Genomic DNA, 12616 nt, shown 5'->3' on the forward strand with positions numbered 1-12616 from the left:
AAAAGATTTGTTATTGGAGTTTGAAAGCGTATTTGTGAAAATTTTAAGAATGGTGGTGCATTTTTCCGATTTACAAATACGCTTTGCTTTTTATTGGAAATTGAAGATACCTTAATATTTAGATTGTACTTAATGTGGAGTCTTAAGCATTTTAAAGGCGGCGTATTCTGTAAGTTATCAAATACACATTGTTAATTGTCTGTTTGCCAATTAGTGTCTCGAAAAATACTTCTAGGTTTATCAATCCTTACCTGTTGTAAGGGGATAAGAATATAGTTCTGCTTTATAAATTAAAGCTTTTACTATTGGCTGATGGTATAAATTTTACAATTAAAAATGTGTTTGATATGAAAAGGATTACACTAACAATAGCTGCAATTATTTATGGAGTGGTTGTTTTTGCCCAATATGATTGGGATGGAATTGATATTCCTGCGGAGGCAGGTAATAGTGAATTTGATTGGGAAATGGTGGAAGCCTTATCTGATGATTTTAACTACGAAACCCCTTCTGGTTCAGATAAAGGCGAAATATTTAATTCAAAATGGGAAGATGGTTATATTAATTCGTGGCCAGGTTTTGGAAATACAATATGGACACCCGATAATTCAAAGGTAACTAATGGTAATTTAGAATTAAAAGCAACGGTGAATCCAGAAAAGGCAGGGCATAATTTTTTTAGTGCCATACATGCACGAAATCAGGTAGTTTATCCAGTATATGTTGAAACTCGAATGAAGGTTATGAACGCAGTAATGGCAAATGCTGTGTGGATGCTTAGTACCAATAGCCGTGAAGAAATTGATATTGTTGAGGCATATGGTTCAAGTTGGTCTGAAAGTACCAATTCGTCTAAAAATTGGTTTGCTGAACGGATGCATTTAAGTCATCATACTTTTTCAGAAAATAAAGAAGATTACCAACCTACTGATGCAGGAAGTTATTATCGCTTAATGCCACATGGCTCGCTTTGGAGAAATGGGTTTTACACAGTGGGTGTATATTGGCGAGATCCTTTTCACCTAGAGTATTATATTGATGGCAATTTGGTAAGAACCGTTTCCGGAGCTGATATAATTGATCCTCATGAACATTTAGATGGCAATGGATTGTCAAGTCCTGAATCTATTATTTTTTCAGGAGCTGCACAGGGTTGGCAAGTTAGTAATGGAGTTTATCCAACGGCTGCAGAGTTAGCAGTTGAAGAAGATAATATATTTAAAATTGATTGGATTCGTACCTACAAAAGGGTAGAAGCAACAAATATTAATAAGACACAGGTATCTGATTTGCTTGTATTCGCTAATCCTCTTAAGAATACAGTTAGAGTTAAAGAGGCTGGACAAATTAAAACGATTAAGTTTTACCAAATAGATGGTAATCTAGTTAAGCAAATTAATGTGGATTTAAAAGCAGCTGAATTTTCAGTTGCAGACTTATCAAAAGGCTTTTACATTATGAACGTAATAGATAAGAATGGGATACAATTTTCTGAACGTGTTCTCCGTCAATAGTTTTTAAATTCAATTTTATCACAAAAAAGCGTTCTAAATGAATTGAATAATTCTTTAGAACGCTTTTTTGTTAATGGTATAATGTTTTTTTCGCTATTTAAATTGTTGAGAATAATCTGAAGGACTAATATTAAACTTTTCTTTAAATCTAACTCTAAAAGTTTTCAAATCGTTATAACCTACCATCCAAGTAACTTCAGACACATTCATATTGCCTTGTTTCAATAATTCAGCAGCATGTTTTAGTCTTATATTTCTAATAAATTGGTTCGAAGTTTCTCCCGTTAAGGCTTTAATTTTTCTGTTTAAGTAGATTCGTGAAACGCCATAGGTTTCCGCTAATTTCTCAACAGTAAAAGAAGAGTCTGATAAGTTTTCTTCTATAATAGCGAGAATCTTATCAATAAACTTAGTATCAGTTGAGTTATTGGCAATAATGGTTGGATTAATTTCAATTTCCTTTTGAAACTTTTTACGTAGCTGCGCCCTGTTTTGTAGTATTGAATTTATTGAAGCTAAAAGTACTTCAAAGTTAAATGGTTTATTAAGGTAGCTGTCAGCTCCCGTTTCTAAACCTTCAATTTGTGATTCGATGGTATTTTTAGCAGTTAACAGAATAACTGGTATGTGACTTGTTAGTTCAGTTGATTTTATTGTTTTACACAATTCTATGCCATTTACATTAGGCATCATAATATCACTAATAATAAGATCAGGTATCGATTTCTTGCACAGATCGAGGGCAATTTTTCCATCCTCAGCCTGCATAATGGTAAAATGACTGTTAAGCATTTTAGTAATAAATACCATTAGGTCATTGTTGTCTTCAGCAATTAAAATTTTCGCTTTTCGGGCAGGAGATTGTATGGTCACTTCATCATCCTGAATCACCGTTGGTTCTTCCGTATAACTTTGAGTCTTTAATAACTGGTTAAAATCATATGCTGTTGGAGTTTGTTCAATTTCCTCTTTTTTAAAGTGATGGTTACCAAGTGGTAATATAATTGTAAATGTGCTACCAACATCGGGTTCGCTCTCTAAAGTAATTTTACCACTATGCAATTCAACCATTCCTTTACTTAGTGCTAAGCCAATACCTGTGCCACCAGCATTGCTTTGTAAATGTGTTCGGTCTCTGAAGTATCGTTCAAAAACTTGTTTCTGATTTTCTTCGCTGATACCTAAGCCTGTATCTTTAATTGATATGTAAGCATTTTTGCTATCAACTTTCAGTTCAACAATAATTGAACCTTCGTTCTTTGTAAATTTAAATGCGTTCGAAAGTAGGTTATAAATGGCTTTTTCAAGTTTATCTTGATCGCCCCATACTTGTATATCATCTTGTTGGTGAATAAATTCGTAGTTGATTTCTTTTTGATTCGCTAATTCAGCAAACGAATTAAAAATAGTAGCAGCAAATTCAACCATATTAAAAGCATTCACCTTTAAAAGTAATTTTTCCTGTTCCATTTTTCTAAAATCCATCAACTGATTAATTAATCGCATCATCACTTTTACATTCTGATTAATTAATTCTAGATACGATCTTCTGTCGGTAGGATTTGAGTTATTATTGTCTTTCAGTAACTTCTCAATTGGTCCTGAAATTAAAGTCAAGGGAGTTCTAAATTCATGCGAAATATTGGTGAAGAATTTTAATTTCATTTGAGAAATTTCCTCAATCTTATTTTTCTCAATATTAGCTATAATCAACTCATTTTTTCTTTTATGTCGCATGTAAGCTGTTCTTCTTTGTAAAACAGCAAGCATTGCTAAAACAATAAAGTAGAATATGAAAGCAAGCCAAGTTCTATAAAATGGAGGGTTTATGGTTATGCTTACACTAGCCGGATGATCGCTCCATACATTATCTCCGTTAGAACCTATGGCTTTAAAAGTATAAGTTCCTGGCGGAACATTGGTATATTTAGCCGTTCTGTATCCTGCACTGGCTTTGTACCATTGCTCATCAAAACCTTCGAGTTTATATTGATATTTATTGTTTTGTGGCGATGTATAGTTTAAGGCCACAAAATCTATAGAAAAGCTATTGTTATCGTAATCTAATTCGAGCTCTTTGGTATATTGAATGTTATTTTTCAATATTCCTTTGTATTCACCTTCAGTATGCGTTGTTATTTCCTGATTATCGATATAAAAATTAGTAAAGAACATATTCGGTTTAAGAAGGTCTTTTTTTATTTTTTCAGGCGAGAATATATTTAAACCGTTGATTCCTCCCATTACAATTTGGCCATTATTACGAGTGATGGCACAAATTTCAGAAAATTCATTATCCTGTAAACCATGGCTTTTATCGTAGTTGGTAAATTGTTTGTTTTTAGTATTGTATTTAGAAATTCCTTTATTAGTTGCTAACCATAGGTTTCCCTCAGTATCTTCACAAATCGATTTTATGGTATTGTTTGGTAGGCCATTAGCCTTAGTGTAATTTGTGAAAATTGGTTTGTTACCACCAATACCTTCGTTAAATTTCATCAAGCCGCCACCCATGGTGCCAACCCAAATATCTTTATTTTTTGCCTCATATACCTGTAGTATATAATCATGAGTTAATTCTCCATCTGCACTACCTTTAGTATAGCGTGTGAATTTAGGGTTGGCTGAATTTATTTCACTTGCCGGGAGTACGTTTAACCCCTTATCGGTACCAACCCATAGGTTGCCTTTCGAATCAATGTTAATACTTCTGATTATATGTGATAAAATAGATGTATTATCCTTCGATGAAGGAGTCATTTTTAAGTAATCACTAATCTCACCTTGCTCGTTTAAAGCAAGGCGATATAGGCCTTCGCCATAAGTTCCAACCCATAAATATTTATTTTTGTAGCACTTTATGGTAAACACAAACCCTAACGAACCAATATATGGGGGAGTTGCAACTTGCTTTAGCGTATTAGCATCTATGCCGCATAAGTTTGTAGAATGACTAGTTCCTACCCAAATTATACGTTTGTGCTTCGTTGATTTTGGATGAATAGACTCTTCAATGGCATACGCTCTATTATTAGTACTGTCTTTATTTACATCGAGTTTAATAAATCCTGATTTATAGTCTGATCCCTTTTTTAGGAAATTGACGCCCTCTTCTTCGGTACCAACCCATAAATTTTCTTCACTGTCTTCAAATACACTTCTGCATAAGTTATTGCTTAAGCTACCTTGCTCTGTTGTATTTTTATAGTGTTCAAATGGTTTTTTACTTTCCCTCGCAATGTTAACACCGCCACCCCTTGTTCCAATCCATATTTGGTTATTTTTGTCGGAGGTAATCCACGAAACGATGTTACAGTTAATTTTATTTCTAGTAAAATCATCAATGAAAGGTAAGGTTTCTAGCCAGTGGTCTTTTATTTTTTCTTTTTTGAATAAACCATTTCTATTTCCTATCCATAAAATATTATTATGCCAGAATAATGCAGAACTTGGTTTGGCATCAATTACTTGAGCTTGTGTATTGTTGCCTATATCTTTGGTTTCAATATGGTATACGCTAACACTTCCCACATAAATACCATTATCACTATTGCAGATTGTTTCACTGTTAATATTAAAACTTTGATATTTTATGTCGGATATAGCAGCATCAGGGTTTAATAGTCTAAGCAGTACATTATTGGTTCCAACCCAAATATTATTGAATTTATCTTGATGTAATACTTTAATGAATCCCTCTTTGCGTGTATCAAATGGTATTATATCAATAGATTCAATATTCGCCATTGTTGAATCCATTTTTATTTTATTAATACCCTGCCAGTTTGCAGTCCATATAATATCATTGTTATCAATTATTAAGGTTGTAATATCGTTAGTGTTAAAATATTTTTTCGTAGGTGTATTATAATAATTAGTAAACTCGTCTGTGCGCGGGTCTAATTTACAAATACCCTTATCGTAGGTTCCAACCCAAATATTTCCTTTACTGTCTTCCGCTATACTTTTTATAAGGTTACTAGATATACTATTGCTATTATTTTCTACTTGATATGTTTTATAGGTGTATCCATCATACTTATGCAAGCCATCCAAAGTGCCAATCCACATAAAACCATTCTTATCCTGAAATATAAAGTTTACCTCGTTTTGAGGTTGGTTCTCTAGGGTACGAATTTTAATGAGGGCTTTATCAACATTATTTGCTGATAATACTATTGAGGGTACTAATATTAAAAAGATGTTAAGGCATGTGAAAATTACATTTCTCATAGTGGATATCGATTAACGTGTTTCAATCCCAAAATTATAAATTTTATTGTCTATTTAGTAAAGCGTGTAAAGTTTTTAGAAAGTAATGCGGCCTTCTACCTACTTAGTAGGTATCAAATACCTACCCATGGTTTCCTATTGCCCCCTATGTGTTCAAATAGCGACTTTCAAACGACAAAATACGACCGTAACACTGTTTAATACCTATTTACATTTGTTAACATGATTCGAAGACTTAATGCTCGATCTAAGATGAAAAATGGATTTAAACCAAAAATTAAGAGTTTTATGAAAAGAATGAAAACAAATGCATGGCGGGTATTGCTAGTACTAGCAGTTCTCTTTTCCATGAACAGTGTTTCAGTGTTGGCCCAGAATTTAGAAATAACAGGGGTTGTTTCGGATGGGGAAACAGGAGATCCTATCCCTGGTGTTAGTGTATATATCGTAGGCACAACAAATGGTACAATTACTAACATTGACGGACAGTATAATATTAGTGCTGCTAGCGATGCTCAATTAGGATTCTCTTTTATAGGATACCAAACTAAGAGTGTTGATGTAGCTGGTAAAACATCGTTAAGCGTTTCTTTAGCTCCCGATGTTGTTTCTTTAGATGAAGTTGTAGCCGTTGGTTATGGTGTTCAGAAAAAGAAAGAGTTAACAGGTGCTGTTGCTCAAATTAAAACTGAAGAGATGACTAAGATTGTAGCTTCAGATTTTACCAAATCCCTACAAGGACAAGTTGCTGGTGTTAATGTAACTGAAAGTAGTGGTCGACCAGGTGAGGAAGCGAATATTCAAATTCGTGGACTAGGTTCTATCAATGGTACATCATCTCCTTTATATGTTGTGGATGGTATTCCTTATAATAGTAATCCAAATATTGCTTCTGAGGATATTGCAACAGTGGATATTCTTAAGGATGGTGCAGCAGCTGCAGTATACGGTACTCGTGCATCTAATGGTGTTATTTTAATTACTACAAAAAGAGGTAAAGCAGGTAAAACAAAAGTAAGTTTATCATCATACTATGGTATTCAGAATATTACTTCAGGTACGCCTTTATTAAATACGCCAGAACATATTTATGTTGATGAAATGAATCAAGCGGCAGCTGGTGGTGTTTCTAATATTCTGTTTTATAACCCTGATGCAATGGATTATAATACTGATTTTGTTGATCGTATTACAAACAATAACGCAAGTATTCAAAATCATAGTATTACAATGTCGGGTGGTAAAGAGGATGTTACCTTTAATGTAAATGCTAACTACTTTGAGCAAGATGGTGTTTTAATTCAGTCAGGTTACGAACGTTTTAATACACGTGCCAATGCAAATATGAAAAAGGGACGCTTTGAAGCTTTTGTTAGTTTAGGATTAATGCATTCTGAAAAAGAAGTTGAGCCGTATAGTTTATATGAGTTTGCAATTTTCCAAGGTCCTTATCGTCCACCTTTGGCAGACTATGAAACAACTGAAAATACAGTAGTTATTCCGGGTAATAACCCTGATCATGTTAGTTTTTTATCAAAACTGTTAACTCAGGATGATATTAGAAAAGAGGATAGTTACAATTTTGCAACTAACTTGAAATTTGAATTAATGGATGGACTTTCATTACAATCGAATTTAGGTTATAACTATTGGGCATACCAAAGAAGTTTTTGGCAACCTCAGTACCTAGTATATGATGTAGAAGGAAATCCAAATGAGTTGGGTAGTAGAAACGAAGCTGTTTTAGAAGAAACGTATACTACTTCTCGCAAAACTACAATGGAGTTCTTATTAAATTATAGCAAAACATTCGGAAAACATAGTGTAGGTGCTATTGCTGGTTATACTCGTGAGGAAACAAATTACAAAAATACAATTGCACGTAAAGTGGATTGGGTAAGTAATACAGTACCTGTATTTGATGGTGGTAAAACACCAACAGCAACAAATGGTACAGAAAATACACAAGGAATTGTAGGTAAGTTATTGCGTGTTCAATACAATTATGATGAGAAGTATTTATTCTCTGCAAGTGTTCGTCACGATGGATCTTCTAACTTTGGTAACGACCACCGTTATGCTACATTCCCAGGGGTATCTGCTGGTTGGAATATTAGTGAAGAAGGTTTTATGGATAATTTAGAATCTGTACAAAACCTGAAATTACGTGCTAGTTATGGAGAAGTTGGTAACCAAGGTATTCCTCCATATTTATATGCTGCTTATGTTGATGCAAATATTGATTACCCTTGGGCTGCAGAAACCAGTTCTGACCATAATTTAGGTGCAGGTGCTATCCAAAGAGGATACGCAAACCCTGATGTGCAGTGGGAAACAAATCTTTCTCGTAATATTGGTGTCGACTTATTAATGTTTAAAGGTAAATTTAATTTTACTGCTGATCTTTATCAGAACGATAAGCGTAATATGTTGTTGCAAGTACCAATTCCATTATCTACAGGTACAACAGTTCCTAACGATTGGAATAGTTCGTACAGTACACGTATGGTTAATGTAGGTAACATGACTAATAAAGGGGTTGAGTTATCATCTTATTATAAGTCAAGAACAAAAAGCGGTTTAAATTGGCAAATCACAGGAACATTTACTAAAAACATAAACGAAATTACTGATTTGGGATCTGATCTTGATGAAATTCCTTTAGGGGATAGTAAGCCTGGTACTTGGAGAGCAACAGTGCAAGATGTTACTACTTATATGCGTCCGGGTTACGAAGCTGGAGCCTTTTTCTTAATCCCAACAGATGGAATATTTCAAACGCAAGCTGAGTTAGAAGCTCATAGTGTTGATGGTAATCCTATTCAGCCTAACGCTCAATTAGGTGACTTAAAGTATGTTGATGTAAATGGTGATGGTGTAATTGATGATAATGATAGAACTTATCAAGGTTCAGGTATGCCAGTATTTGAAGCTGGTTTAATTGCGAATTTAGATTACAAAGGTTTTGACTTTAGCATGCAATTATATTATTCGCATGGTAATAAAGTTTATAATGGCTCTAAGTTATTTGCATACAGTAATAACCGTCATAAAGATTTATACTACATGTGGACTCCTGCCAATACTAATTCTGATATTATGGCAGCCAGAACAAGCGATACGCATGATAACTTCCGTACTAGATCAGATTATTGGTTAGAAGATGGTTCTTTCCTTCGTTTGCGTAATCTATCATTTGGTTATACACTACCAAAGAGTGTGTTTAACGGTAACATAGATAAATTACGTTTTTATATTACTGCTCAAAACCCATTAACATTCACAAAGTATGAAGGTTACGATCCTGAGATTGGTGGTAATGGAGTATCTAATAGAGGTATCGATAAAGGAAATTATCCAGTTTCTCGTAAGTTTTTAATGGGAGTACAAATTGACTTTTAAATTTTAGAACGCAATGAAAATATTAAAGTATATAGTTATTAGTCTTGTTGTTGCCACAAGCTTTTCAAGCTGTGAGGATGATTTACTTACACAAGTAAATCCCAATGCAATGACAACAGATTCTTTCTGGAATAGCAGACAGGATTTTGATTATGCTCTTAATGCCTTATATAGTGCATTACAATTTAGCAGCATTAGTGGTAGAGATAACGTGATGAACATGATGAAAACTGATTTGGCCGGTGCAGAATCGTGGTATGGAAATGACCTGCAATACAGTCAGTATACATGGAATGATGCTTCACCAAGTGTTATTGCAAAATGGTCTGAGTTATACATTGGTGTATTCAGAGCAAACCAGGTTCTTTACTATTTAGAGAAAGTGGATTTTTATACAGAGGATGAAAAAAATGTGATTGCTGCACAAGCCAAGTTTGTGAGAGGTTTAAACTACTTTTTATTGGTAGCCAACTTTAATACAGCAGTTGTGCACGATGTGATGCCTCTTACTGATGAGGAGTTACATAAACCGCTAACAGAAGGTAGTGAGGTGATTACAAATATGGTAATTCCTGATTTTGAGTTTGCTCGTACCTATTTGCCAAAAGTTTGGGAAGATAAAAAGTTTACTGGCAAATATACTTGGGGAGCTGCTACAGCAATGCTAGGTAAAACTTACTTATACCAAAAAGATTGGGCTAATGCAGCCATGTATCTCAAAGAAGTTATTGATGAAAAAACGGTTTATGGTTTAGTGGATAACTATATGGATAATTTCACTGCCGACAATGAGTTTAATAAAGAATCGATACTTGAAATTTCGTACTCAGATCAATTTAAACCAGGAACACCTGGAGGTAGAGTAGATGATATTCACGGAACTTCAGGTTCAGAGGCTACTTCAATATCTTCAGCCTTTGCTAGTATTACTGGTGCTGGTGGATATAATACTTGTTTGCCAACCTATTGGTTGCAAGAGCTTTTTGTATCAGGAGACTCAATGGATGTAACTGATGCTCGCAATGAAGGCAAATTCGTTTCGTCACGTACTTTTGGTTCAATCGTAGTATTAAACGAGCGTGGAACAGAGAATAACTGGGGTGAAGAAGGTGAGCGTTATTACAATGCACCTTTACTAGAAACTGATGATGAAAAAAGTAAAGCCAATTTCTCATTCGGACAAGGTTCTAAAGTGAAAAAATGGACGGGTTGGAATTATTTAGATGCTGAAGATTCAGATAATGATTGTCGTTCAGGAATTAACTTCAGAATGATTCGCTTAGCTGATGTTTACCTAATGTATGCCGAAGCAATTCTTGAAAAAGATGGAGCTAATGCTTTAGATGAAGCCATGTTTTATGTTGATGAGTTAAGAAGAAGAGCTGCCGTTATTACTTTAGAAAAGTATAAAACAATGTATGGTGGTCAAATCCCTAACTTAAGTGTTTCTCGTTTTGCTAACGAATTATCAACATATCCGCTTGTTGCTTGGAATGCAGCCAATTTATTGAACCACATAAAAATGGTTGAGCGTCCTGTAGAACTTGCTTTCGAAGGACACAGATGGTTTGATTTAGTACGTTGGGGTATGGTTAAAAATGTACTTGAAGCACGCGCTACAGAAGAAGCTAAAATCTATAATATGCTAATGGTGTATGACCCAGATAAGGATTCATGGGCTATTCCGGCAACAGCTCCAAGACAATGGCCATTGTACTTAAATCAGAGAGTAAGGGAAGACTTTAAAGTGCCTGTTCAAAACTACTCTTCAGCAAACCACGATTTCTTCCCAATTCCTGCACAGGAACGTACATCTAATCGTGTTATTGATTAATAATTCATCATTAAAAGACAAGAAATGAAAAAAATAAATCATAAAATAGCATGGGTGCTCTCTTTGGCTTTAGTTCTACTTTGGTCGTGTAACGATGAGTATGAAATCCCATCAGAAGAGCCAAATCATTCGTTTATTAAAACTTCGTTTGGTACGGGCCAAAACTATACGCAAATCTATGAATCGTTTGACCTTATTGATCTATCAAGAGGCGTATCTAGTAGAGAGTGGACTTTCCCAGAAGGTGTAGTTTTAGATGCTGATTCTACTTTTATTACAACATCTGACGAAAGTGTTGTTAAAGTACGTTTTACAAAACCCGGGGAATATAAAATTCCTTTGGCACAAAAGTTTAACGGACCGGTTTATGCGCAAGGAGAACAGCTTGATGTGGATGAATTTAATACGGAATTAACAATAACAATTGTTGATTCTGTTAAAGCGAGCTTTACAGCAACAGATCTTAAAACAGAGAATGTATTTGAAAATAAGAATGGTGCGTTGAATGAAGTATTAGCAGGTCGTCCGGTTGTATTTGAATATGGCGGAACTGGTGAACCTAATGAAGTACAGTATAATTTTGTTAGTGACGCAGGAGTTCTTACATCTTATAAAGGTGATACTATTAGTCATCGCTTTATTAGTGTTGGAACATACGATATGCAATTAGTGGCAAAGAATGAATGGAGTGTAGATACAATACTTTATATGGATTACGTAAAAGTATTAGCCAATACTGAAGATCCAATATTATTATTGTCAACTAAGAATACAAAGGAAAAGAGAAATCAAATTACTCTTGAGTTTGATTCTGAGTTAAACGACGTTTCAACCTGTCCGACTAGTGCTTTTGTATTAGATGTTACAAATGGAAGCCAGTCTATTGGTGTATCTGTTTCTAGTATAACACAAGATGCGGATCTTAAAAACATCGTTTACCTTAATTTAAATCAAGATCTATACAGTAGCGATAATGTAGTTGTTAACTACGATGATGCTGTAGGTAATTTAGAGTCGGTTAGCTACACCAAAGTAGAAACATTTGCAGCTGATGTTGAGTTTATACGTGCCAATATTCTTGAAGGATCAGGCTTTGATTATAGCTTTGAAACAACTACGAACGATGACTGGAATTATTTATGGTGGGGTGCTCCTTGGGATGCATACACTATGGATATTACTGATGCAAAAGCTTATTCTGGAGCTAAGTCTTCGTATATAGTAATGGAGCCAGGTGGCGGAATGATTGCCGGTCAAAAAACAGGTGATGTTTGGGGGCAATTTGAGCTTAAAGCCGGGGTTAATTATAGAGTTAGCTGTTGGGTTTATGTTGAAGACTTAGGTGCTATCAATGATCCTGCAGGTGTTGATTTACGTTACTATTGGGCAACAAGTACTGATTGGTCAGTACCAGGATGTCCGGTATTTAATGATGAATTCCCAGTCGGAAAATGGGTTTACTCTTCTTTTGTAGTTGCTTCACCAGGTGCGGGCTTAAACTCGTTCCAAATCAGAGGTAATAACCAAGGAAATGGAGGACAATTGAAAGTTTATCTTGACGAGATAGGTATTTCAGAAACAGAGGATAGATAATCATCATCACATCTATTTATATACACCGGAAAGGCTTTGC

Annotated in this window: 5 protein-coding genes; 4 read left to right on the forward strand and 1 reads right to left on the reverse strand. The window is 34.7% G+C overall.

Annotated elements, in window-relative coordinates; translation table 11 throughout:
- The first annotated feature begins 347 nt into the window (after window positions 1-347).
- Window positions 348-1514, forward strand: coding sequence for a T9SS type A sorting domain-containing protein (locus QMO11_RS18895; RefSeq protein ID WP_282039212.1), 1167 nt, complete (start codon window positions 348-350; stop codon window positions 1512-1514).
- Window positions 1515-1607: 93 nt separating this feature from the next.
- On the opposite strand, the gene QMO11_RS18900 is transcribed toward QMO11_RS18895, so the two are convergent.
- Window positions 1608-5747 carry a two-component regulator propeller domain-containing protein gene (locus tag QMO11_RS18900; protein ID WP_282039213.1) on the reverse strand — a complete coding sequence of 1380 codons (4140 nt, stop codon included), beginning with the start codon at window positions 5745-5747 and terminating at the stop codon, window positions 1608-1610.
- 288 nt (window positions 5748-6035) lie between these two features.
- On the opposite strand from QMO11_RS18900, the gene QMO11_RS18905 reads away from it, so the two are divergent.
- Genes QMO11_RS18905 through QMO11_RS18915 form a run of 3 tightly spaced genes read left to right on the forward strand, consistent with a single transcriptional unit; the run spans window position 6036 to window position 12576 of the window.
- Window positions 6036-9149, forward strand: a complete 3114-nt coding sequence (locus QMO11_RS18905; RefSeq protein WP_282039215.1) for a SusC/RagA family TonB-linked outer membrane protein — start codon at window positions 6036-6038, stop codon at window positions 9147-9149.
- A gap of 13 nt (window positions 9150-9162) precedes the next feature.
- Window positions 9163-10983: a RagB/SusD family nutrient uptake outer membrane protein gene (locus tag QMO11_RS18910; RefSeq protein WP_282039217.1), complete on the forward strand. Its 1821-nt coding sequence runs from the start codon at window positions 9163-9165 to the stop codon at window positions 10981-10983.
- 24 nt (window positions 10984-11007) lie between these two features.
- Window positions 11008-12576, forward strand: a complete 1569-nt coding sequence (locus QMO11_RS18915) for a hypothetical protein (RefSeq protein WP_282039218.1) — start codon at window positions 11008-11010, stop codon at window positions 12574-12576.
- Window positions 12577-12616 lie beyond the last annotated feature (40 nt).

Origin of the sequence: Saccharicrinis aurantiacus, assembly GCF_947489045.1 — a bacterium.
Taxonomy (GTDB): Bacteria; Bacteroidota; Bacteroidia; order Bacteroidales; family Marinilabiliaceae; genus Saccharicrinis; species Saccharicrinis aurantiacus.